This is a genomic window from Nostoc sp. T09, assembly GCF_002154695.1.
Lineage (GTDB): Bacteria > Cyanobacteriota > Cyanobacteriia > Cyanobacteriales > Nostocaceae > Aulosira.
In genome coordinates this window covers 1-25172 of sequence record NZ_MTAV01000190.1, presented here as the reverse complement: position 1 = coordinate 25172, position 25172 = coordinate 1, and the positions used below count along the sequence as shown (strand labels likewise).

The 25172-nt window shown below is 41.9% G+C and carries 19 protein-coding genes; 10 read left to right on the top strand and 9 right to left on the bottom strand.

Annotated features, from left to right (window positions below):
- The first annotated feature begins 305 nt into the window (after window positions 1-305).
- From BV372_RS30070 to BV372_RS30055, 4 genes are all read left to right on the top strand, one after another.
- Window positions 306-572: a Precorrin-3B methylase gene (locus BV372_RS30070; protein WP_086690438.1), complete on the top strand. Its 267-nt coding sequence runs from the start codon at window positions 306-308 to the stop codon at window positions 570-572.
- A gap of 728 nt (window positions 573-1300) precedes the next feature.
- The gene (locus BV372_RS30065; protein WP_086690436.1) at window positions 1301-3835 is read left to right on the top strand and encodes an NACHT domain-containing NTPase; all 2535 of its coding nucleotides are present in this window, start codon (window positions 1301-1303) and stop codon (window positions 3833-3835) included.
- Window positions 3836-4186: 351 nt separating this feature from the next.
- Window positions 4187-4372 (top strand): hypothetical protein, encoded by a 186-nt coding sequence (locus BV372_RS30060; RefSeq protein WP_086690433.1) that lies wholly within the window; start codon window positions 4187-4189, stop codon window positions 4370-4372.
- A 439-nt stretch (window positions 4373-4811) separates the two neighbouring features.
- Window positions 4812-5798 (top strand): zinc-dependent alcohol dehydrogenase family protein, encoded by a 987-nt coding sequence (locus BV372_RS30055; RefSeq protein ID WP_086690431.1) that lies wholly within the window; start codon window positions 4812-4814, stop codon window positions 5796-5798.
- 86 nt (window positions 5799-5884) lie between these two features.
- Here the strand turns inward: BV372_RS30055 and BV372_RS30050 are convergent, their stop codons facing one another.
- The 3 genes from BV372_RS30050 to cobU form a co-directional block, all read right to left on the bottom strand.
- Window positions 5885-7147, bottom strand: a complete 1263-nt coding sequence (locus tag BV372_RS30050) for an HhoA/HhoB/HtrA family serine endopeptidase (protein WP_086690429.1) — start codon at window positions 7145-7147, stop codon at window positions 5885-5887.
- A gap of 539 nt (window positions 7148-7686) precedes the next feature.
- A complete protein-coding gene (locus BV372_RS30045) occupies window positions 7687-8115 on the bottom strand; it encodes a hypothetical protein (RefSeq protein ID WP_086690445.1) in 429 nt (142 codons plus the stop codon).
- A 152-nt stretch (window positions 8116-8267) separates the two neighbouring features.
- A complete protein-coding gene (gene cobU / locus BV372_RS30040; RefSeq protein ID WP_086690427.1) occupies window positions 8268-8816 on the bottom strand; it encodes a bifunctional adenosylcobinamide kinase/adenosylcobinamide-phosphate guanylyltransferase in 549 nt (182 codons plus the stop codon).
- Between the two features lie 212 nt (window positions 8817-9028).
- Here cobU and BV372_RS30035 point away from each other — a divergent pair, with 212 nt between their 5' ends.
- From BV372_RS30035 to hpsU, 4 genes are all read left to right on the top strand, one after another.
- On the top strand, window positions 9029-9847 hold the full coding sequence (locus BV372_RS30035) for a hypothetical protein (RefSeq protein ID WP_086690425.1): 819 nt from the start codon (window positions 9029-9031) through the stop codon (window positions 9845-9847).
- 164 nt (window positions 9848-10011) lie between these two features.
- Window positions 10012-10944, top strand: coding sequence for a glycosyltransferase family 2 protein (locus BV372_RS30030; protein WP_086690423.1), 933 nt, complete (start codon window positions 10012-10014; stop codon window positions 10942-10944).
- 15 nt (window positions 10945-10959) lie between these two features.
- Complete coding sequence (locus BV372_RS30025) at window positions 10960-11898, top strand: glycosyltransferase family 2 protein (protein WP_086690421.1); 939 nt, start codon at window positions 10960-10962, stop codon at window positions 11896-11898.
- Window positions 11899-11977: 79 nt separating this feature from the next.
- Window positions 11978-12541: a hormogonium polysaccharide biosynthesis acetyltransferase HpsU gene (gene hpsU / locus BV372_RS30020; protein ID WP_086690419.1), complete on the top strand. Its 564-nt coding sequence runs from the start codon at window positions 11978-11980 to the stop codon at window positions 12539-12541.
- A gap of 170 nt (window positions 12542-12711) precedes the next feature.
- Here the strand turns inward: hpsU and BV372_RS36780 are convergent, their stop codons facing one another.
- The 5 genes from BV372_RS36780 to BV372_RS30000 form a co-directional block, all read right to left on the bottom strand.
- The gene (locus BV372_RS36780; RefSeq protein WP_179198283.1) at window positions 12712-12885 is read right to left on the bottom strand and encodes a hypothetical protein; all 174 of its coding nucleotides are present in this window, start codon (window positions 12883-12885) and stop codon (window positions 12712-12714) included.
- Window positions 12886-12980: 95 nt separating this feature from the next.
- Window positions 12981-13772, bottom strand: a complete 792-nt coding sequence (locus tag BV372_RS30015; RefSeq protein ID WP_179198282.1) for a DUF928 domain-containing protein — start codon at window positions 13770-13772, stop codon at window positions 12981-12983.
- A gap of 52 nt (window positions 13773-13824) precedes the next feature.
- Window positions 13825-16170: a CHASE2 domain-containing protein gene (locus BV372_RS30010; protein WP_086690417.1), complete on the bottom strand. Its 2346-nt coding sequence runs from the start codon at window positions 16168-16170 to the stop codon at window positions 13825-13827.
- Between the two features lie 241 nt (window positions 16171-16411).
- Entirely contained in the window at window positions 16412-17380 is a 969-nt protein-coding gene (locus BV372_RS30005; RefSeq protein ID WP_086690415.1) for a DUF1822 family protein, read from the bottom strand.
- Window positions 17381-17699: 319 nt separating this feature from the next.
- Entirely contained in the window at window positions 17700-20426 is a 2727-nt protein-coding gene (locus tag BV372_RS30000; RefSeq protein ID WP_086690413.1) for a CHAT domain-containing protein, read from the bottom strand.
- 280 nt (window positions 20427-20706) lie between these two features.
- On the opposite strand from BV372_RS30000, the gene BV372_RS29995 reads away from it, so the two are divergent.
- The gene (locus tag BV372_RS29995) at window positions 20707-21993 is read left to right on the top strand and encodes a hypothetical protein (protein WP_086690411.1); all 1287 of its coding nucleotides are present in this window, start codon (window positions 20707-20709) and stop codon (window positions 21991-21993) included.
- 292 nt (window positions 21994-22285) lie between these two features.
- The gene (locus BV372_RS29990; RefSeq protein WP_086690409.1) at window positions 22286-23104 is read left to right on the top strand and encodes a hypothetical protein; all 819 of its coding nucleotides are present in this window, start codon (window positions 22286-22288) and stop codon (window positions 23102-23104) included.
- A 582-nt stretch (window positions 23105-23686) separates the two neighbouring features.
- On the opposite strand, the gene BV372_RS29980 is transcribed toward BV372_RS29990, so the two are convergent.
- A partial coding sequence (locus tag BV372_RS29980) for a CHAT domain-containing protein (RefSeq protein ID WP_143845386.1) occupies window positions 23687-25172 on the bottom strand: 1486 nt, incomplete at its 5' end.

The following is a 25172-nucleotide window of genomic DNA, read 5'->3' as shown; positions in this document are numbered from 1 at the left end:
TGCCTTTAAGTTGCATAATTCGTAGCATCAGAAAGACGCGGGTACGCGGAGACTGAGAGACGCAAAGATGCAGTTTGAATGATTATTAGCCAGAAGTGTGAAATAGGTTGGCAAATCAGTCCCAGCGATCAAAGCAGCGCATGGGGAAATGGATTGGACACAACAGCCTGAGTTATGAGATCAGGAATTACCAAAGGTAGTTCGAGATGTTGAACTAGTCCGGCAGGTTTGGCTCAATTTCGGTTGCGATTGTGAGGATGAGTGTGGCTCGCTACGATAGCATTAGAACTCTATAGCATCTGAGTATGGCAAAGCAAGACGCTCCACTCACTGGAGAAGCCCTGATTAAGGAAGTTTGTCGGCGAATTCGGGTAGCCCGCAGCTATTGGGATGCTCATAACAACGCTGCTTGTCGGGGTGAGCGCGATCGCGCGTTAGCCCTTTACAACACACTCTCAAAAGCACAAAAAGAGCAGATTCCGCAAGTTTTGCGGGTATGGCTGCGCTATCGCAGTGAGAAATACTTTGGCGCACACCGAACGCCCCCCAAGTCAGTAAGAAAATCAAAATAGTCCCTACCAAATCAACACTTCGCCGTTGCCATGCCAAAAGGTGCCTGTGTTTTTGATCGCCAAATCAAGGCTTAGGCAGATTAATATTCTGGCTTTGGTAATTCATGGTGCTGAAAATCCTATAAATTATTATCAACACAGAGACGCACTCGCCAAGGAGATTATCGCTGCAACGTTGTTGGTTTTGCTATAGGTCATATTTGCGCCTTTTAGTGGATATCGTCAGCGATGATGCGCACATACATGATATGAGAATGTTAATAACTAGTTTTGAGCATACTCAAGCACTACCAAGTACTTCTTTGTAAAGTAAAAATAAAACTAAAGCTTGAGATGATGGCTAGATATTAGTATGAGTATTTATACGTTAAAATACATCTAAATAATGACCCTATAAAGCCTACAAAATTAGCAACATCGAAACTTAAGGAGAGCTTATCAAACGCTCTTGACTTTTACAAATCAACTAATCCTCTACCTTAAGCTGCTCCGGATCTCCAAAATAATTGCAAATCTTACTTTACTTTTTTTTGAATTTTGTCAGAGAGCGTACCAACCATATTTTCAGCATGAGTAAAGATGACAATGAGCTTTTGATAATTAATAACAATATAGTTATTAGGCATCAATTATTCAATGTTAAAACGACTATTTACCTATCATTTGCTTCATAAATAAGCTCTAATCTCTAGAATACTCAAAGATTGAAATAAGTAGAGAACATAGAAATGACAGCAATCGTAGTCGAGCAACAAGTATGGGAAAAATTAAAGCAAGCGTACGCAGAAAAATTTGGTGGTTCACCTAAGTTACTAATTGCCGAGCTTAATCATATTTATCAAGATAAAACAAACAGTAGCAAAGATGTAATTTCAGACAAAACCGTTCGCAACTTCTTTAATAAGACTGAACCAATGAAGGTGCAAGAAAAAAATCTTAACTTCTTATGCGGTGTATTACTAGGTTGCGAAAGTTATCAAGAAGCTTTAAGGCAACAAACAGCTTTAGAAAATTTAGAACAGCCAGATTCCGATGTCAACACAGAGTGGATTGAGCGTTACCAAGAATATATCAGGACAAAGTGCGGCACAATGAAAGTGCTTACTATGACTCAGCCTGTGCAACTAGAGAGTATTTATACAAATGTAAATGTTCTAGAAAGTGTTAAAGCTAAAAAGCAGAAAACGATTCAAGAAATACTAACTAATTTATCAAGTGAGAATATCAGCTTTAGTCGCCTTAATTATCGGGTAAGTACCAAAAATATGGCGGCTTTTGATGCAGTAAATCATTACCAAAAGCTTCTTATATGGGGGAGTCCGGGAGCTGGTAAGACTACATTTCTTAAACACCTGGCAATGTATTCTGCTAATTTAGAAAAGCAACCTATTCCAATTTTTATTTCATTAAAAGAATTTGCCGACGCAGAAGATAAACCAAATCTTTTTGATTTAATCCAACGAGAATTTATTAAATTCGTTTCTGAACCATCTCAAATTGTCCAAGATTTACTAGAGCTAGGTCGTTTCCTAATTTTGTTAGACGGATTAGATGAAGTTGCAGAAACAGAAAGCAGCAGAATTTATCGGAATATTAATGCATTGGTAGAACAATACTCCAAAAATATTTTTGTATTAACCTGCCGTTCTGGAGCTTCAGATTATACATTTGAATACTTTACTGAGGTAGAAATAGCAGATTTTAACGAAAATCAAGTTTTGCTTTTTGTCAAAAGATGGTTTGAATTATCTCAAGAACCACAGTTAGGAGAGAAATTTGTAGCTGAAATTGAAAGAAATAGTTCTCTTAAAGAACTAACCACAAGTCCGTTGCTACTGACTATGTTGTGTTTGGTATTTGAGGATAACTATGACTTTCCTAGAAATCGATATTTACTGACAGAGGATGCTGTAAATATACTTTTACGAAAATGGGATGCTAGTAGGCGAATAGAGCGGAATTCATTTAACAACTTTAACCTAGCATATCAGCGAAAAGTTAACTTGCTGAGTCAGATAGCTTATGAAGCTTTTAATCAAAAACCACAAAAGTATTTTTGGCAGCAAAGAGAGCTAGAAAAAATAATTGAAAATTACATTGAAAATATTCTAGAAATAGCTCCAGAAACTCTGGTTAATGATAGCCAAGATATTTTGAGAGCAATTGAGGCAAATCATGGACTACTGATTAAGCAAGCCAAAGATTTATACTCATTTTCTCATCTTACATTTCAAGAATATTTCGTTGCTCATTACATAGTGGAGAAACGCAACACTGAAACTTTAAACGAAGTTATTAAGCAGCACTTAACAAATCATCAATGGCGAGAAGTGTTTCTCATGATTGCTGGACGGCTCGCAAATACCGATGAATTTCTCAAACTAATGTTTCGCCAAATCAATACGCTGGTTGTAGAAAACAAAGCCTTGCAAGATATGTTGACTTGGCTGGACGATGTAACTAGTTTACATGCTGTTAAATCTAGTTCATGGAGAGCGTTTTATCTGTTGGTCGATCAGGTATTTGAACTCTACAGCAATTTACAGACAAAGGTTGATTATAACCTGGCGCAGGAACTTGCCGTCAGCTTGAGGCAAGTAAATAAAGAAAGAAAACGAATTTATCCTCGGTCATTACTATCTGATTTTGCCTTCAATTTAGTTGACTTTCATGCTAAGTTAGTCTCTACAAAAACTCGTGAAAAGGGATTTGTGTCTCAAAAACTGAGTCCACTGCTAAAAAAAGAACTTCCTGCTAGTGATGATCCCGTTACAATGCCTCAACTACGCAGCACAGTAAGTTTTGATAAGGATAGTCACGTCATCAGTATTACCAAAGAAGATAAAAATATCCCGCAACACGAAGATTATCCTCTTATGCAAATTGGTGCTCACAATGGGCATAGCTATCATCATGGAAATGATTCTGTTGAAAACGAAAACAACACCAATGAGGATTTAGCAGATTTTCTTGTTTTCTTAAAAGAAAGTCTACCTGATGAACAAGCTCCGGAATCAGATTGGCTAGACTGGGCAAATAGATTGCGATCGGCAATGAGACTATATTTAAATATTGGCTGGAATGACGTTAAGTTTACGCAACAGGAAATCCAGACTTTAAAAGATTATTTTTATATGAATATTTTGCTACTCAAATGTATAAAAAGTGATAGTTACTCTACTAAGGAGTTACGAAATCAAATAATTGACCACATGTTACTGCCAAGTCAACGCATTCCATCAGAACTCTTAACTCTTAGATAGAGGAAGTAGGGTGCATATACTTTCAGCAAATAGCCTCTTAAAGTAGAAGTATAGGGCTAAACAAATATAGACATGTAGCGCCTTCCCGCAGGATAGCAATTGCCGTCGTTAGGGTGTATACATCGATATTCGTCGAAGTAGTATTTTTAAGCCGAACACTACAAGCGCATTGCATCCACAACCAAGTATGAAAAAGGAATATTCCCTACACCTTTTTTCAAGCCAGAAGCGTAGATTCCCCTAGGCATTTATAGAAGTATTACCACTCGTTACCGCTTGTTGCCGGATTTTACCATTTAATACTATGATCAACAGGCACACTACAGCATTTGGAAAAAATTGCTACTCTTTATGGGCCAGCAAATAAAAAAAGTATGTCAGCATAAATCAGGCGAACTGTGGACAGACGGTTGTTGTACCCAAAATCCACCAGTGGACAATATTTCTATCAAGTCTCATGCGATCGCATCTACTTTTGAGCAGTCTCCGACAACGCAAACAGAAATACAATACTTAACAGAAGCTACAGCGGTTTAATAGAGGGGATTCAAAAGGTTTGATTCAACTCTGTACGCCATAACGATCGCATTTTCTCCATTAGTTATCAGGTGCTCCTCAGGAGAAATGCGATCGCTAATGCTACACCCAGAACAAAAATAATTTGCAGTGAAAAACGTTGTAGAGAAATTACTTATTCTAATTTCTTGTATAACTCTCATATTTCTTCCTGTTGAGGATGGGTAATAAGGTAATCTTGCAACCATAGACAGATGCGCTTTAATAAAATAGTTAAGTGAAAATTCAGATTTAAAGTTTCACACTGTCGTTAAAACTAATGGCAGCTAAAAGTTTGCCGTTAGGACTAAATCTAACGTTGCCTAATCTATGTTTTGATATTTATGATCGGGTAATATTTCTCAAATATGTACTAGCTAGAAATTTGCCACGCTCTTACTGAAATAATGCTGAATTAATTATGCGTGCAATGCTATTAGAGGCACCGCATCAACCCCTGCGATTAACTGACTTGCCTGTACCTCAACCCAATCCAGAGCAAGTGTTGATTCGCATTCATGCTTGTGCTGTGTGTCGCACAGATCTGCATATAGTTGATGGAGAATTGACTCATCCAAAGCTACCTTTAGTACCCGGACACCAAATTGTCGGTACTATAGAAGCGATTGGCGATCGCGTTCAGCAATTTACAATTGGTCAACGGGTTGGTGTTCCTTGGTTAGGTCATACTTGCGATCGCTGTCGCTACTGTGTTTCTGGTCGTGAAAATCTTTGTGATTATGCCGAATTCACTGGTTACAATCTTGATGGTGGTTATGCAGAGTACACTGTAGCTGACCATCGCTTTTGTTTTCCCCTAGACCCCAGCATTCCTGACTTGCAAGCTGCACCTCTATTATGTGGTGGATTAATTGGTTACCGCGCCTATAGAATGACTGGTGATGTTGAAAAAATAGGTTTTTATGGCTTTGGTTCAGCTGCCCATATTTTGATTCAATTAGCTCGTTATCAAAAGCGTCAAGTATTTGCTTTTACCCGTGCTGGTGATATTGAAGGTCAAGAATTTGCCCGTCAGTTGGGTGCAAATTGGGCAGGTAGCTCAGAGGAATTACCACCAGAACCTTTAGATGCGGCGATTATTTTTGCTCCTACAGGAAAATTAGTTCCGGCTGCTTTGCGTGCGGTTGCTAAAGGCGGTACAGTCGTGTGTGCTGGCATTCACATGAGTGATATTCCGGCTTTTCCTTATGAAATTCTTTGGGAAGAAAGGGTATTACGGTCTGTTGCCAATCTCACTCGCAAAGACGGAGAAGAGTTTCTCGCCTTAGCACCCAAAGTTCCCATCCGCACAGAGATAAATACCTTTACCCTATCTCAGGCGAATGAAGCTTTAGATGCCCTTCGGAGTGGGAAAATTACGGGTTCGGCTGTGTTAGTGGTTGATTAGCAATTTAGCACTGTAGCAAAAATAAACACAGATAAATATCTGTGTTTATCTGTGTTTATCTGTGGCTCGATCTCAAAAATATAGGTCTATTGCACTTGATTTGGGAAAGCACCAGGTTGTACAGCTAAGTTGACATTTTGTCCATTACGACGCAACTCTAAGCGCACATCGCCACCAATTTGGCTATCATCTACAGCTTTTTGAATACTGCTAGCGTCTGTAACTGTTTGACCGTTGAGTTTTTGGATAACATCACCAGCACGGATTCCGGCTTTAGCTGCTGGGGAATTTGGCACTACTTTTACAACTAGAACACCTTTATCTTCCTCAACACTCAAACCACTATTAGGATCTGAATTGATGTTTTGCTTTAACTCAGGTGTCAAAGCCACCATTTGAATACCTAAATATGGATGTTGCGCTTTACCTGTAGCTACTAGTTGATTAGAAATACGTTGTGCTGTGTTAATCGGGATAGAAAATCCCAAACCTTGCGCACCCTGGATAATAGCTGTATTCATGCCAATTACTTCACCACGGGCGTTAAGTAGAGGCCCACCAGAATTACCGGGGTTAATGGCTGCGTCAGTTTGAATAAATTCCACTCGCTTATCAGGAGCACCAATTTGATTGCTAGTCCGTCCGGTAGCACTGATAATTCCGGTAGTTACAGTATTATCTAAGCCAAGAGGGTTACCGATCGCGATCGCCCATTGTCCTGGTTGCAGTTGGTCTGAATTACCTAGAGTCACTGTTGGTAAATTATTTGCCTGAATCTTCACCACAGCAACATCTGTTAATTCGTCTTTCCCCAGCACCTTACCTTTAAAGCTGCGCCCATCTTTGAGGATGACTGTCACTGTATCAGCACCATCAACTACGTGGGCGTTGGTCAAAATCCGACCATCGTTACCGATAATAAAGCCAGAACCTGTACCCCGTTGTACTTGGTTTCCTTGTGGTAGTTGAGAACCAAAGAAACGGCGCAAAAATGGATCGTCGTTAAATCCCTCTGGTAACTGAGCTTTTACTGTGCGGGAAGAATTAATCCGCACTACAGCAGGTCCTACCCTTTGCACAACTTCTGTAATAAAGTTAGGGTCTGTAGCTGCTGGTAATGGAGGGGCAGCATTTACTGGACTAACTGCCAAATTCGACGCACTCTGAGATAGCTTCTGAGGCTGTCCCGCTAAATAGCCACCTGCTAATGTCATCCCAGATCCCAGCAGCACCAGCGATAGAGAGGCAGCTGCCTTTTTCCAAGGTGCGAGATGATGGCGTTTGGTGCCAGAAATGTTAAAGGAATTGCCGTTTGATAAGTGTTCTCCGTCGCGTGGTTGGTTTTGCATTTGCTGTCTGGAAGGATATTTAGATTTACTAATAATATAGATATCGTTTTTGACGCTTTTGTTGCAGGAGTATTGCGCTGGTGTGAAATGGCTCTTTATGGTAATGGTTAAAAACCGTGTTTTTTAACTGAGCAAAAACCCAATATTCAGTTCTAACTTTTCTCCTAAGCGTCAAAAATGAGCGGTCAGGACATTTAGAATTACTAACAATTATAAATACGGTTTTTGACGTTTTTATTGTAGGGGTATTGCGGTAGTGTGAAATGAATTTTTATGGTAAAGCTTACAGCAGTTTTCCTTGTAGGATGTCGTCAATAAGACCACTGGCGTGCGGTTAGGAACTGCCGATTTCATCTTAAGTTGACTGCTTTAATCTTTAGCTACGTATTTAGCGATCGCCAATCATCAGCAGCCAAAGTACAATCTCTATAATGCTTTTCGTTCAGCAGTCAACTTACTTATGCCGTCCCCATAGACCCGATGGAGAACAGCAATTAAAATCCTCTGATGGTTTGTTAATAATTTAACGACTTCACAAGTTAGCGGTTTGATGAAGGTAGCTTTTTCCAAAGGCGATCGCGAATTAACTTCAATTGCTCTTCACTACTAACTGGGCTGCGTGGTGAGGGGAGTTCTGTATTAGGCCAGTTAGGTAAAGTATTGCAGGGACAAGATAAGGCTGGCATACCGAGATTTCGCATAGGTACTGGCATATCACAACGACCACAAGGGAGCATTTCCCATGCTGGTGATAGGAGTTCGGCAATTGTTTCATCGGTTCCTTCTAGATGACAATCACCCACCTGCGAGCGAATTTGCTGCCAACAGTCTTCAAATTCTTCACTATAGCGATCGCCTTTTAGCACTGGCTGTGGCAACAAATATGCCCTACCATTGCCTGCAATTACCTGTCTGCCTAACTGAAACCAGTAGGCTAAATATCTTTTAACGTCTTGTTCGGTTGCCATAATATTAATTCTAGATTTAAGCTTAGGATTTTGGGTCATTAAATATTGAATAAACCATTAAGAAGATCTACTCATCTATCATTAGTTATTAGTCATTGGTCATTTGTCATTAGTTCTTCTCCCTCTTGTCCTCCTTGTCCTCCCCTGCACGCTCATCCCCTTGAAGGTGGTAATGGTGAACCGAGAGTGCTGAGGTTTAAGGCATGACCCCCGGTAACTAAATAAACAGTGTCGCAGATCGCTCCTAACTGGCGTACCAAAGAACCCAGGCGATCGCGGAACTTGCGACCCGTAGCATAAGCTGGCACTACACCCCAACCAACTTCTTCGGCTACAAATAACATATCAGCCGCAACTAACTGTACAGTTTCTAAGAATTCTGCTATGGTTTTTTCCCAGCTAATCTCGTCTTGCTCTAGAAGATTAGCTACCCAAGTTCCCAAAGAATCAACTAAAAGGCAGGTGTTTGGCTTGACCTCGGCTAGAGTAGCAGTCAGTTCCACAGATACACAGAGAGTTGACCACTCCAGAGGACGGCGTTTTTGGTGTTGTTGAATGCGTTTTTGCCACTCTTCATCAGCTGGATCTTCAGCAGCTGTTGCCACGTAAACAACAGCTTTCCCTGATTGCATAGCGAGAGTTTCTGCCCATTCACTTTTACCAGATCTGGCTGGTCCTGTGACTAAAATAACTTTACCCAAAGCCCTTTCCTTACGATCTTTAATTGAATTGGGTTACAATGTCTGAACCAAATTTTTACCTTGAGGGATGAAATTGTTGGTTTTAAATATCTTTTAAGAGATAAAATTAGCACCAGCATCATTGATGCAAAATTGGCAAAAGCCAAAAATCCCAACAACCCCATTCTGAATTATTTAACACTACTGGGGACAGCAAATTTCAGGATATTTTTATGAAAGCAGGCTGGAAACGCATTGAGGCAACTCTACACGATTTAGGGGCTAAAGGTACCGCAGACAATACTGATGCAGGTGATCCGCCAAAGCGGCCTTTCTCCTTTAGAATCAGCGTTGGGACAACTGAATCTACAAATGGTGATACTACTCCACCACCGGAAGAGCTAAATACACCGGGAGAGACAATCGACCTAAGTGCAGATTCTCAGGGTAACTTTTCTAACGCCGAAAATCTATTTACCCACCATAACGGTGTGCAGGCTTTTTCAACACAAGAAATTGGTGGCAAAACACCTAGCCTACCTAAATTCAAAACGCCTACCTTTAGTAACCATCGCCACGGGGCCAATCCAGGATTGGCAATGAATCTATTAAAAGAGATTCAAGACCATGTTGCTGGGTGGGAGAAAGAACTACAAAAAATCCTCAAGCAAATTCAAGATATTTATTTAGAAGGGCCGATTGTCAATGGCTGGTTAGAATCCAATCCTAAGGAAACAGATCAGGGTGGAAAAGCCACATTACGCCATGCAGAAGTTGATCGCCTTATGGACTATGTAGAAGAAATTTGTGCCGCGGGTGCAAAAGTATCCTATGACTCCGCAGGTACTGGCTACCGTCTTTGCGGTTTGGATGCTTCAGGTAAAGTTTGGACACGTCCATGTCCCCCAGATCAGGTTCCGGCTGTGAGTATGGCGATCGCGCGTTACCAAAAGTTACGTCAACTTTTAGGACGCAAGCAGTATCTAGAAACCCGACTCAGCCAACTAGCGGAAACTCTGGTGATTTTACATAGTCACATTCAACAAGCTTGAAGTTCTCAAGATTATTTCCGAAAAAACGCGGTTGGTGGGTCTGTAATTTTTGGGATAGATTAGCAGGCATTAGGTAACTATTTAGATGTTGTCATTAGTCAGTAGTCATTGGTCAATTCTGACAACTGACAACTGACAACTCACAAAACCCACAATCAATGCCTATGCCCCATACCCAAATCTCTGCCATTATCTGTACTCACAATCGAGATACCTATTTAGGTGCAGCGATTGATAGTCTTTTGGCACAGGATTTTGCGGCTAACTTTGAAGTCGTGGTAGTAGACAACGGGTCGAGCGATCGCACTTGTGAAGTTGTCGAACAAAGAGCCAACGATCCGCGCCTGAAGTATGTCTTTGAACCCATCATTGGTTTATCTGTAGCTCGCAATACTGGTGCAAAAGTAGCTAGTGGTGACATTCTTGCCTATCTAGATGATGATGCAGTCGCTAGCAACTGCTGGTTGCAAGTATTTGATGATGCTTACAAAAATAACTCTAAGTTAGCGATCGCTGGTGGTAAGGTCACTCTTTTATGGCCCCAAGGCGTTCAACAACCACGGTGGCTATCCCCTGGATTAGCCGCCAATTTGGGTGCATATGATTTGGGTGAGCGCAAAATTTATATTGAGCAGCCAGGTTTAACCCCCAGAGGCTTGAATTACTCTATACGCCGTTCATTTTTGGCAGAGATTGGTGGTTTTGATCCCCATCTCGGTCGAGTCGGCAAAAACTTATTATCCAATGAAGAACTACAAATGACAGAATGTGCCCTGCAAAAGGGATGGCAAGTCGCTTATCTTCCCGAAGCGCTAGTGGCTCACAATGTTGCCCCAGAACGGCTGAAACGTTCCTGGTTTTTAAACCGAGGCTGGTGGCAAGGTATCAGTGAATGTTATCGCGAACAACTCGCTGGTAAAGCTGGTATCAGCCAGTTGCAACGAGGTAGCGAAAGATTTGTGCGGGGCTTGTATAAATCATTGCAATATTTTTCTGACCCAGCAGAACGCTTTGACAAACTTGTTTATGCTTATGGTCAGATTGGTTATTTAAATGCGGCTATTCAAGGACTCTTATCTACATCAGATAAAAAATAATATATAAAATCTTATATGTCATCTAAAATACCCGTTTCTGTACTAATTCCAGCAAAAAACGAAGAAGCAAATTTACCCGCTTGCCTGACTAGCCTTGAGATGGCTGATGAAGTTTTTGTAGTTGATTCTCAAAGTACTGATAATAGCGTCGTCATTGCTGAAAGTTTCGGTGCAAATATTGTTCAATTCAAATTCAATGGTAGCTGGCCAAAAAAGAAAAATTGGTCTTTAGACAATCTACCTTTTCGTAATGAATGGGTACTAATTGTTGATTGCGATGAACGGATCACTCCGGAATTATGGGCAGAAATTGCTCAAGTAATTGAAAATGATGAATATTCTGGCTATTATCTCAATCGTCGTGTATTTTTCTTAGGCAAATGGATTCGCCACGGTGGTAAATATCCTGATTGGAATCTGCGTTTATTTAAGCATAAACAAGGTCGCTACGAAAATCTCCATACTGAAGATATTCCCAATACTGGCGATAATGAAGTTCACGAACACGTTATCTTGCAAGGTAAAGTCGGTTATCTCAAAAACGATATGCTCCATGAAGATTTCCGCGACCTTTATCATTGGTTAGAAAGACATAACCGCTATTCCAATTGGGAAGCTCGTGTTTATTACAATCTGCTCACCAATCAAGATGATGGTGGAACTATTGGTGCAAATCTATTTGGTGATGCCGTACAACGCAAGCGCTTTTTAAAAAAAGTATGGGTACGTCTGCCATTTAAACCCTTGTTACGGTTTATTCTGTTCTACATTATTCAGCGCGGTTTTTTAGATGGCAAAGCTGGATATATTTATGGACGCCTGTTGAGCCAATATGAATATCAAATTGGGGCGAAACTTTACGAATTACGTGATTGTGGCGGTACGCTAAATACTGAAAAATCTAAGTCTTTACCATCATCTTTACCGCATGAAATCGGGCAAACTGCAACTTAGATTTAGTAGGGATGAGGGAGAAAAACAATTCAAAATTATTCCCTGTTCCCTGTTCCCTGTTCCCTCTTACAAATGACAAATGACAAATGACGAATCTTTTGTAGACTTACGCAACTATGACCAATCGTGGTTTGATCGGGGGCGTCCTAGTTGGTATATTTTGCTGTGGTGGTTTGTGCAGGCGATCGCTTTTCCCTTGACACCCCAACCGTTAAATAACGTCCGTTGTACATTATTACGGCTGTTTGGCGCGCAAATTGGCAAAGGTGTATTGATTCGACCTACTGCTCGCTTTACCTACCCTTGGAAAATTACTATTGGTGACTATAGCTGGATTGGTGATGACGTAGTTTTATATAGTTTGGATGAGATTCACATCGGTCAACACTGCGTAATTTCCCATAAATCTTATCTCTGTACTGGTAGCCATGATCTGCGTGACCCGGCTTTTGGGTTGAAAACAGCGAGTATCACCATCGGTAATGGGGTCTGGGTGGCGGCGGATTGTTTTGTTGGGGCAGGAGTGGAAATCGGGGCTAATGCTGTGATTGGCGCTCGTAGTAGCGTTTTTAGTTCCATGCCATCAGAGCAAGTTTGCTTAGGTAGTCCTTGTCGTCCTCAGTATTCTAGATTGGGGAAATAGTACAACCAGTCGGCTCGCTGATTTTAGGAACACAATTTTCTGGTTAAAAGTGAGAACATTAGACCGTTTACATAAGTCTATATTTTTGATATCAAACCACAGATAAATAGAGATAAATATCGGTGTTTATCTCTATTTATCTGTGGTTTATTTTAAACTTATTCAGATTTTTACAAGAGTTTATTGTTAGTATTTTCATCAGATTTATCATATTCATTGATTTCTGATGCTTCTGGTATGAGGACAATTACTTCAACACGACTCTTTTTATCGATCATTAAGGCGTGATCTAAAGTCAGTTGTCCTTGCTCATCAATGGTTGCCATGACTTTGATTGCTTTCATTGCTGCTCTAAATCATTTAGTTGATTTTTGTCTGAGCATTCATTCCACGGCTCAGGTAAAGTTGAGCGTGAGATGAATGCCCGAATTAGCTAAAGCTACTGTGAGACAATGGGTTGTGTTGCCACGTCACTTAAACCGATGCTGGTGATTAAATTGCGCCATTCTGCCTGAAGCTTGCTATCGTTAGGATTCTTCAAACGTAGTTTTGCTAGTGTTGTTAAAGTTTCGTACCAGATGCCATTTTGAGCATAGATGGCAGATTGCTGTTGAGGTTTGGCTGTTTCTAACTGCTGGGCGATCGCCTGACTCAAGTTTACTCGCTGGATAACTCCTTCAACATAAACCGGGGGCCATTGTTTTTCCTGGTCGCAGTAGATGCTGAAAAACCAGCGATATCGTTTGTTCAGCACCATTGGCGCAACGGTTTTAGGCAGAGAAATACCCATGACTCCAGGTTGATCTGGGAGGGCGATCGCCGTTTGATAAATGGGGTTTGATGCTTCATCTTGCAGCACAAACTCAGCTGGGTACGTCGCATTTTTTGGTAGTGGTATATAAAACCAGAAAGTTGGGTGCGCCGCTGTCGTCAATCCCCAAACATCTACATCTGTGGGTGATTTTTGAGTAAACGGTACTAAGGCAGTCAGTTGAGGTTTGAACTGCGGACAAGTACCTCGCTTGGCTCCTCCCAAAACCCGACCTCCAGGAGGCGGTTCTGGTGGCGGTTGCGGCGGATTGAAGTGGATAGTTGTGTCTAAACTCGCTGTATTACTAGGCTGTCTAGTGGTTGTTGGATCTGCCAAGATTGATGTCTGGCTAGCCAGCATACTAGTGCAAGCAACAGCTAGTGCTAAAGGCAGTTTTATAGGTTTTAAAAGTGAATTCATAAAATTTATAGGGAATCAGCAGATGAAATCTAGCCACAATATTGGCCCCGCCTTAAATATTTTCCCGGATTAATCTGGAATTTTGAATTTTAAATTTTGAATTTTGAACTGAGATTCCACCAATTGTCCCTATGAATGACAAAGCTGACGGTACAAAAGGCACCCAAAAACCCCAAATTAACAGACCAAAGCAAAATAAATACAAAACGCCAGAGGTAAGACTAATTGCCAATATCAATCCAGAAACAGAAGATAATCGCCAAGCCAGCACGCCCCCAAGACCAGCCCAACTCCAAATCCAGAGCAATTCTAGCCAAAGTGACCAAACCCCTAATAATGGACGCCCATCTAAAACAGCACTGAGGATTTGGCTGACTAGATGCGCTTGTACTATTACTCCTGGCATTTGGGCGTCTAATTGATTTCCGTAGGGTGTAGCCCAGTAGTCTGGGAAATCGCCTTTTGCAGCGACACCAATCAACACAATCCGGTCTTTGATGGCGTTGGGGTTGATGGGGCCAGATAATAATTGTGTGAGCGTCACCTGTTCAGCAATCTTTTTGGTAGAGCGGTAATTGAGTAAAAGTTGACCGCCATTGGCATCAATGCTTTGATACCCACTAGCATGAGACGAAAGCCGTGGCACAACAGTAGTGCCTAGTTGCAAATTTCTTTGGGCAGTAAACTTTGGCTGAATGCCTAAGGGTAAGAGATAGCGGAATGCTAGTTGGGCGCTGAGGGCATAAGGCGTACTACATAATGATGCCGCTTCTTGACTCATGAACAACAGATGGCGGCGCACAATTCCATCGGGATCGTGAATAAAATCGCTGAATCCTAAGCGTTCTTTCGGTATTTCTGGGGGTGATGCAATGCCTTTAGTTTTTTCTGTGGTATCACTTCCTTTACAAACCCCTATTAAATTATCAGTATGCTGAAGCAAGGGGATTAAATCTTTTTCTTCGGCAGGAAAATCACGATAGATATCTAAACCAATTGCACGGGGTTGATACTGTTGCAGTTTGAGCAGCAGTTGCTTGAGAGATTTATCTGAAAGCGAAGTTCCTTTTAACTCCTCGCGATTGTGGCGTTGCACTGCCAAGTCTGCATCGTCAATTGTTACCAACAGCAACCGGGGATCTGGCCCCTCAACCGGACGCGATCGCATCATCTGGTCAAAGGCTTGAAGTTCTACACTTTGCAGCAGCCCCAAAAACCTGACACCGCAAACTAAGACAGTCATCACTAGACTGGAGAATAAAGCTACTGGAAAGCCGCGTTTGTTAAACAGAGGTGAACTTGGGGTGATATGTTTTATGGTACGTGTTAGTCCCTCCCAAGTAGATGGCGGCTGTGCTGGATTTTGGCAAATCACAGGTAACCAAGTCGCACATGGAAATCGATCCTCTAGTCCTTGCAAGCGTTCCCGCGCTTGTCGCACCGACTGGTATAAAGATTCACCACCTGCAAAGCTAGCGAGAAAGTACTTTAAAAACTCTTGAGCTACCTGATCGGGGACAGGTTCTCGCATAATGATCATTTGGGGTATTTGCAAATCAGCGAGTTCTTGTGCCAGCCCCAATCCATCACAGGAGTTGAAAATTGCTAACTGTAAGCCGCGTTCAATAGCTTTTTTCAAGGCATACTTTAACTCCCCAATCGTCAAGCTATCGGTTTTATTCAAATAGATTCGCCCACTGCCATCTTTTCCCTGGCTGGAACTGTGTCCGGCGAAGAAGAGAATATCCCAGTTTTTTTCCCACAAATGGTCAGTTAATTCCTTACGTTCTGGTTCTACCAAAAAACAGACATCGGCATTTTTACAACGTTGCAGCAGATCTCGGTCAGCGTTGGTATCAATTCCCTGACTATTACCCACAATTGCCAAAATTTTTACCGCTGGGTTGGGGGTACGTGGCTTGTGAACGCGCTCATAGCTTGGTGATGACAAGGCAATTTCTGCCTTAGGGTAGCGTTCGAGTAAGTCCCAAAGATGCCAAGGTAATCGCTGCAATTGACTGTTTTCTGCCTGCAAAATTACCCGCACTTCGTCTGAAGGCATTAGTCTTTCCAGCCATTTTTCTCGCAGCGGACGAAATTCCTCCGATCGCAGCCAGGTATTAAAGCGTGCTCGTAAAATATGGGATGTGTTGAGGCAGTCTTGTGTCATTGACACATTAGTTATCTGTACCTTCTCTGCATCTAAGCGGTAACCATTACCTAAACGTCGATAACTAGATTGCCAGTGACTGTAGTAAAGGGGGATTTCCGGACATGGAGGCAGCTTTCCCGTAATTTCTGTGGCGGGGCGATCGCATTCTTCACCAATTTGCAGGCTCACACCAAACCCTTGCTCAAAACTACCATCTGCAAATTTTAGAATTACTAACTTACTCATGACAGTCGCTACGCTCCAATTTAAAATTCAAAATCACGCCACTTGCTACAACGCGGCGGCACTTCCTTCAAGTCGGCGGAGCCGCCCAACGGAGTGCCTTGGGAACCCGCGCAACGCAGTGGCTCCAAAATTCAAAATAGTCAGCCTTGAATTTTGCTTTTTGAATCTTTCTTGTCTTAAAAGTATAAAATATAACACTTATCAGCACCAATTACTGATCAAATGAGGAGTAGCTGCACCCTTAAATCACAAACTGTTCTGTAATACTGATATCATTCAATGCCACCCTAACGCTAAATGTCTCTCCAGTATCACCTCTCAACTGCAACTGAATGTAGTTGTCTGCACTTCGAGCTTGAGCTTCTAGAAATACTGCTCCCGAATCATCTAAAACTGTCAGTTGCGCTCCTTGTGGCAAATAAATTTGATTACCTGTTGAGTGCAACTGGAGGCGAATGCTGGTTTTTTGGTCAGCTTGGGGGCTAATTTCTACAATCAACATTAGGGGCTGGTCAGCGATTTGGATTCCCAAATCAAGCAGTTTTGCCCGTCTTGTGACTGCGTCTGGCTGGTTGGACGTTTGTTGTTCAAAAATCTCAGGGCTGCGAAAAGCATAAGCTAATCCCGGTTCCTGGGAGTTCCACAAGGCTTCAATAGTTTGCCAGCCTGATTCAAATATACCAGCAAACCATTGGCTCAAATTCACTAGGGCACTGGCTGGAGATTGCCTGAGTTGTCCTAAGTGTTCGATGAATGCTTCTGGAGGTTGCAACTGACTCAAAGGTAATTCTTCCGTAGCAATACTGGGCACAAAACCCAGTAACTTCGCTTCTTGGAGCGATTCGTCAATTTGCACAACTACGTAACCGACTCGTTCTTCCCAAGTTTCTGGGGGTACAGAGCAGGTATGTTCAAAAGTACCTACAGGGCGACACTCCAAACGCCCCACTGTGGGCATCTCCAAGTCCGCTACATCCGCAAATAGGCGCATCACAGGGTTCCAACTATCACTAGCTGTAAGGTTGGTAGCAATGTCCATCATTTGTAAGTATTCATTCACCACCCACACAGCTATAGTGTTTAGCCTAACTTGCTCTGCTTTTTCTGGAGTAGGCTGCTGGTTGGCAAACGTTTGGGCTGTTGTGCGTGCTGCTTGAGCGATCGGCAAAGGTACAGCGAAATTGTCTTGCTGATAGGTGGTGTTAGTCATAGGTTTAGTTCCCAGTGAGCGATGCTGCTATACACATATCGGCCGCATTCTCAAAATTTATGCCATAAATTGTTGAATTATTAAGTTTTGGGGAGCAAAAATAAGATTTCATAATTGATTCATAATTCGCTTGCAAAACGTTAATTGAACTGTATTGGAGTACATAAGACAAGCAGAATCATGAGTAATCAATAGACCTTTTGCAAAAATATATTTTTGCAAGAGGGGGGAAAGGGAAAGGGTTTTGAGTTCCTTTCCCCTTTTCCCCTTTCCCTTTTACCGACTTCTGCAAGAAGTCTAATGCCCCATGCCCAATTTCCTAAAGCCAATTGCCAATTAAAACATAGGCAGACCAAAAGCTAGGTGTATTGTAGTTGGGATGTTGCAGCAATTTGATTTGGGCGTGGCGGAGAGCTTCGGCTTTGGTAACTTTACCTTCTTTAAGTTCTTTATAGAAAGCACCGACAAACAAAGCTGTTGATTCATCATCAATCTGCCATAGAGATGCCAAGGTACTGCGTGCTCCGGCTCTGACTGCGGCTCCAGCCAGGCCAAGGGCGGCTCGATTATCTCCAGCAGCTGTTTGACAAGCACTTAAAAATAATAGTTCTACTGCTTGCGGTTTGCTTTCATCCCGACTGCGGAGCAGACTGTCGAATTGCGTAACATTAATTGGGCCATCAGCAGCCAAGATAAAGGTGTTCTCAGCTCGGGAACTAAACTGACCGTGAGTTGCGAGATGCACCACGTTAAAGGTAACGGTACTAACTTCTTTTTCTAGTGCCGATGAAGTGAATTGCTGATCCCAGAGACTGATTGTAGAGATTCCGGCTTTGGTAATTAAATCGACTTCCGATTTAATTGCAGGTAGCGGTGAAAAATTGGGGAAATTTGGTGGGGGCTGAGTTAGTCCAGCAGTTAGCGCTCTGATTTGCTGTTTGACTAAGGGTTTAGGGTCTAGGAGTTGGAGTCCGACACTGAGAGCGATCGCATATTTCTCTATTAAATATTGCTTGCCATCATAAAGAGATGCCATTGGTAAATTGCGTAAAGCTCCATCTAGTACAAACACTAAGGTATTTACCTGCTTTGCTTGCAATTCTGACTCAATAGGCTTGATCAGCCAGTTATAAACTTGTTGTGATTGAGTTTTTACGGCGTTGGTAGCCGCAGGATTGACAAGATTTTTTCGTAGTTCTATTAATATTTTGTTGACTTCTGCTTGAGAAATTGTGGTGCTGTAATGCTGTAAGGGTTGTTGAGGAATTTTGACAATTACCTGGATCTGGTCGGGGAGAATAATAGGATAGAGAATGGCAGCGGTCGGATTATCTTGGTCTACGACTTTATCTAAAGCCACACTTTGACCTAAAAGACAAGCTTCTCGAAAAAAGTTATCTAATTCTGCCAATTGTAAAGCCTCTATTCGCTGGCGTGCTTTATCTAATGTTTTTTCATTTGGTTTTCCTACTTGGGATTGCAGCAATAACTCTACTGACTGTCGATAGACTGGTTCTACGCTGTCGCGGAAGCTGAATTGTACATCCTGGTTGATTGCTACCAAGTCACGCCGGAGTGATTGAAGAGTATCTACCGCCGCATCATAGGCTGCGATCGCTCCTTTAAGATCTTTTTGCGCCCAGAGTAATCTGCCCAACTGCCAATCCACGCGATAGGCTATTTCTGGTGCATTGCTCGTTTGAGCCAAAACTAACGCCTGCTGGGTCAGCTTTTGCGCCTCTGACCACTGGTGTGTCTCCTCATACAAGTTACCTAAACTCAAGAGTACATAAGCTTCTGTTTGTTGGTCGCCCAAACTGCGGGATTGTTCAATAGCTTTGGCGAGTATTTGCGCTACGTCTTGAGAACTCATTGATGAGTATTGAATACTGAGTATTGAGCCTTGAGAACTCATTGATGAGTATTGAATACTGGGCGTTGAGTGAGAATTTGTACTCAGTACTCCGGACTCAGCACTGAGAACTTTGTTGAGGCTTTGAGCAAAGTTAATTTGAGCGTAGATAGTAGCACGACTGAGGGGGAGTTGTGCAAGCTGGGATTGAATTGATGGTAATAGAGTTTTAGCCGCTGTCAATTGCCCATCTTCGATCAGTAGGCTGAGGAGATTTAGCTGTGCTTGGGCTTTTATTAAAGGTGAGGGAGAAACTTGCACAGCTTTTTGATAATTGGCGATCGCACTTGCTTTTTGCTGCTGTGCCCGGTCGTTGTTCCCCAGACTGAAAAAACTTGCTCCTATATCTGCATTTGATTGCAAATGTTCTGCAATTTCTCGACTTTGCTCTAAGATAGCGCGAGACTTTTCCCAATTGCCCATTACCAACAGAGTATCTCCGAGCGATCGCAATCCGACTACCTTTGCTATCGAGTCTGGCTGCAATTGTAGCTTTTGATTGACTTGCGACAGTATTTCTACTGCACGACGATAAGATCCTTTACTTCGCCATGCCTGCGCCTGGTTGATGAGCGATTTTACCAAACCGCTTTGATTTTTTAGTTGAGTATAAATCTTTTCTGTTTGCTGCCAAGTTGCTAAAGCTGCCTCAGGCTGTCCTGTGGCCATTTGCAGGCGTCCTTGAATATCCAGCGATTGGGCGAATACTAAGAGACTTTCGCTATTTTGTTGACCTTTAAGCAAATTCAAGCTTTCTATAATTACCTGCTTGGCTTCTGTCCATTTACCGAGTTGCTGGTAAGCGAGAGAAAGATTACTCAAAGTTGCCGCTAAGCTGAGAGTATCACCTTGATTTTGGTATGCCTTGACTGCTTGCTGCAAAACTTGCACAGCTTCAGCAAACCTACCTGTATCGTAAAGCACTTTGCCTTGCTGGAGTTGGGAGGTAGGGGCAGTAATTTGGTTAATTATCGGGTGGGAAGCAGCGTTAATTGCAGGAACCGCTGCCATAATCGGTGAACTGAGGCTGCACAGCAAAGCCATGAGAAAGTAGAAAGGAACACGTAAAAATTTGAAATTCCGCTTGTGAACTTTGATTGAATTTGGCAGAGACAATTGAATTACTTTCGCCATAGGATGAACTGTCAGCCTACTGAAGGGAGCCTGCAATCAAATCCTACCGAAGATAGCGGTAAATTTGCATAACAAAAATTAAGAATTCAATATTTAAGAAATCAATTAACTAAATCTACTGAATTCCTTCTAAATTCTGACTTCTGACTCCAGGGTGCTGAGTTCTTACTCATAAACAGCCGAGTGCTAAAACTAGAAATTCGACTGAAGTCTAAAAGAGTTAGACAATAGGCAATGACATAATTAATTTAACCTCCAGTTTGAAGTTGTGAGATTGGCGATGAAAGAACGACTGCAAATCCACAAAAAAGCTGACTCATCAACTTCTAAGTTAGAGTCAAGTCAGTTAGCATCGCACCAGTCTACTGACAAAGCTAAACTTCGCTCTAATACACCTCTTACCCAAGTAGAAATTGAGAACCAAGAATTTCAACAGCACAAGATAGAGGCAACTAAACTAGAAATTCAGGCAAAGTACGGTAGCCTTACCTCTGAAGGACAAGAACGACTCACTGTATTGCAGGCTAAGATGAATGGTTTCTTACAAAACAGAGTTGAACAGGAGTCTGGTTTTGGTCATGACTTTGGCAAAATAGCCACAAATCGTCCTCAGGGAACAGTCGATTTGATACAACCTAAGCTTACTATTAGTCAACCAGGAGACGAATATGAGCAGGAAGCCGACAAGGTAGCCGCTACTGTAGTCAACCAGATGAATACAGCTAGTTTACAAGACCAAGTATTACCAGCCAGAGAGAACTCACAAGCCACTTCTGAAGAAGTACGTAAACCGCAGGACTTGCCGCAGGCATCGCAAAACTCTTTAGCAGATAAAAAACAGAAATTTTTACAAGATTACCAAGTAGCTAATGAACTTGTAAAAGGTATAGACGAGACATTACCTCAAGAGAAAATATTAGAAATACTTTTCAATAATTTTGAAAAGATAGGCTTTAAATACACAATGGTAAGTAAAAGCCATGAAAACCTTTTAAAAGGTACTAAGGAAGGAGATTGCCAAACTTTAGCACGGGCTTTTAAAAAAGTAGCTGAGGAATATTTTTTTATTGAGAATATCAATATTGAGAGTACAGCGAAACCATTTTTGAGTGAAGCTGGCAAGACAAAATACGAAGGACGCGGTAAAGAACCTAATTGCGATGATGGGAAGCGCTGGTTCTTCCAAAATCATTATTGGGCTGTGTGGAATAACAAAATTTACGATGTTTTATTTCTCAGCCATAAAAAAGCAGAAGCAGACATGGCAAGACAGGTAGACCCACTTAAATCAATGCTGATGCCTGAAGAAGAGTACTATGAAACCGAAAAAGGCAAAGTGGTATATCCATATAAAAATAAATATTCCACGGCAGAACTTGCTATGTTTGAAAAGCTCAAAAACTTTGTCAAAAATCTCAGTAAATGGTTGACCAAAGATATAGGTGCGATCGCAAATAAAATCCAGTCCCTATTTATTAGAGGCGCAAACACTAGCGAGTTCGATTCACTTATGCGGGAATTGCAAAACAATCAAATTAATGAGGCCGCATCTAGGGAAAGTGAATGAGTCAAGACATAGATAGCATTCTTAAAGAAAGATTGATGCAAATCTAGACTTAAGTTGATAGCGGCGTAAATATGCCTGATGCTTCAGTTTCACATATTTCTTCTCCCCCTGCTTCCCCTGTTCACCAAAGCGGTCTACAGTGTACACACAAGTAAGAAAAATCTTCATTCAATTTGCCTGTCCCTTGAACTCCCTGAAGCTGCAAGCCTGAGGCTAATTTACAAAGCCTGCTGAGACAGGCTGTAACAGTTCTTTTTTAATTCTCCCCGCTTTAGGCGGACAAGAATTAAATGTGCAGGAGCTAGATGTCATTTGGTGGCGGCGACCTAGTGGGAATTCATGGAAAAAATCTCACCAAACTCAACTACCACCTGATGTAGTGGATGAGGCAGCCATAGATGTCATTTTGAATGATTGTATGGCGAGTTTTACTGGCATTATGCTCAACGAATTTCGGGGCGTGTGGATTAATCATCCTGATGCTAGCCGCAAAGCAGAAAACAAACTGTCGCAATTACGAGCAGCACTGCAAGCGGGCTTACGCGTCCCCAAAACTTTGGTGAGTCAAGACCCTGGGATTATCCGCGATTTCTGTAGGGCTTTGAATAACCAAGCGATCGTTAAAACAGTCGCGGGTACAACTAAAGCCCCATTAACCACCCACCAGGTCAACGATGCTTTGTTATCCAGCGACCGGACATTACGATTATCGCCAGCGATTTATCAGGAAATGATTTCTGGTACTCGTCATCTGCGAGTCAATGCATTTGGCGATCGCTTTTACGCAGCTTTAATCAGTTGCGATCGCCTGGATTGGCGTGTTCATCTCGATGAGGTAGTTGTAGAACCCTATCAACTGCCAAAGGAAACTGAGGCTGGTCTACGTAAATTCATGACTATACTGGGTCTACGGATGGGCATCTTTGATTTGAAATTGGATACCGACGGCGAACCTATTTGGTTAGAAGTCAATCCCCAAGGTCAGTTTTTATTTGTCGAAGGACTTTCTGATATGAAGTTGGCAGATGCATTTGCTGATTTCTTGTTTGAAGAAGCGACAAGTTACACATCAGAATTTAAAACTCAGGAGTCAAACAAGCTACATATTTAGCTTTGAATTCTAAGTTTTGATAGCAAGATGTTTCGGTTCAATGCGTGATTCAATTCTTTTATAGGTTCTGAATTTTCCACCTTACTCAAAGTAGCTATGAGTAAGGTGGTTTTTCATCTTGTTAAATTAGTAACTCAAAATTTCAAAATTGAAGTTAGGCTTACTAAAAAGCCTATGTCTGCTATCGAAAAACAAATTCAGTATTTCACCAATTCTATAAATGAAACATTTCCCAATCTAGGAAATTATACCAATTCAAATAATGTTTGCGACAGATAAATTCTTTGTAGGGGCACGGCACCCACAATTTTTTGGTATATCAAATTATCTTACTGACGCCGTGCCCCTACTCATCTGTTGCATTCTTTTTTCAAAATGGTATTAGTTTACTGATATATGTTGTAGAATCACTTCTTCACTGTAGATATAACGACAGGACTTACAGCTTTGCTACAACAACTGTGGGAGTAAGTTCTGCAACTTCGGGAGTAATTTAAGGTGCGATCGCGCAATATTTTCTGGATTTAGCTCCCCGACTTTTTTAAAAAAGTCGGGGAGCTAGGCAGCAATTTTTGATTCAATTTACCAAGGATTACCAACCATTGTGAATCCTGCCCAATAATAAGGATGGGATAAAGATTGATCGGGGCGATCGCTGCTTTCGGTAGGCAAAGGCAAACCTCTAATTGGTTCCAAACCTTGGAGTTGACCGTTCTTGATATAAACCTTTCCTTCTGCCATAGCTACTTGAGCTTGTCTTAAAGCTTCTGCTCGAATCGGTGCAGTCCTCAAACTTTCGTAAAATTTTGTCATCAACGCTGCTGTACCCACATCGTTGACTGTCCAAAGGCTAGCAACGCTAGTTTTCACACCAGCCAGAACAGCTAAACCAGCAAACCCAATCTCTGCTTCCTCATTCCCCAAGGCAGTACGACAAGCACTCAGCACCATCATCTCAACTTGGGGTTCATTCAAACGTAATTGTCGTATCTGGTTCAAACGTAACTTGTCTTCCCACAACTGGATATAGGAGTTACTCAAAGCGCCTGCATTAAAATCGGCATGGGTTGCCATGTGGATAATGCCAAATGGTTGTTGACGACGGATAGCCTTGAGATTATCTAAAGTTGCTTGTTTATCCAACAGTAATTTGCCCTGCCAGAGTTTTGACACTACTGTTGATAACTCAACTGGGACTGCTGGCAAAGGTTCTTGCCCTTGGGTACTCTGGGAAACTCCCAATGCTAAAACTTGGGATTTTTTAATATCTGTATAAAGAGTATTAGTTAAGCTGAGACTTGGCATTAAGCCAATACTATATTTTTCAACCAAAAACCTTTGACCATCATGAAGAGCTGCCATTGGGGTTGAACGTAAGCCAATGTCTGGAAGAAAAATTAGATTGTTGATTCCTCGCGCCTGTAAATCTGTTTCTATTGGTGCAATTATCCAACGATAAAGTTGCTGTGATGAAGATAAATAAGTGTTGCGGCGACGATTTTGTGGATTCACAACTTGGTCGCGGAATTCCTGAGCTACTTTCAAAACATTGCTTTTTGTGGCATCTGAAATACGCTGGCGTATAGGGTTGCCCTTTCCAGTTATTACTATTAATTCCAGTTGTTCAGTGTCTTTCTCGGCTGTGGTATTCAACTGTTTAATAGATTTAATCCCGCCTAAAATTCCTCCTAAAAGTCCATCTGGTGGAATTTCTATAGGTACAAAACTAATGTAGATAAATGCAGGTTTTACACCTGTAGCTTTCTCTATCTGAACAGCAATTTCCTTAGCTTCATCCGGTGATTTGAGCCGCGGATTAGATACACCTAAATAGCCTGCAACTCTAGCTGTTAATTTATCTTCTGGTGTGGGGTTTGTATCAAGAATAGTAACATTATTCTTCGGAATATTCAGGTTAGGGTTAGTCGGTGTATTTTGCTGACACTGGAAATTACAAGGTGGAATATTTGGTGTCGGCGTTGGCGTCGGCGTTGGTGTCGGCGTTGGCGTCGGCGTTGGCGTCGGCGTTGGTGTCGGCGTTGGCGTCGGCGTTGGCGTCGGCGTTGGC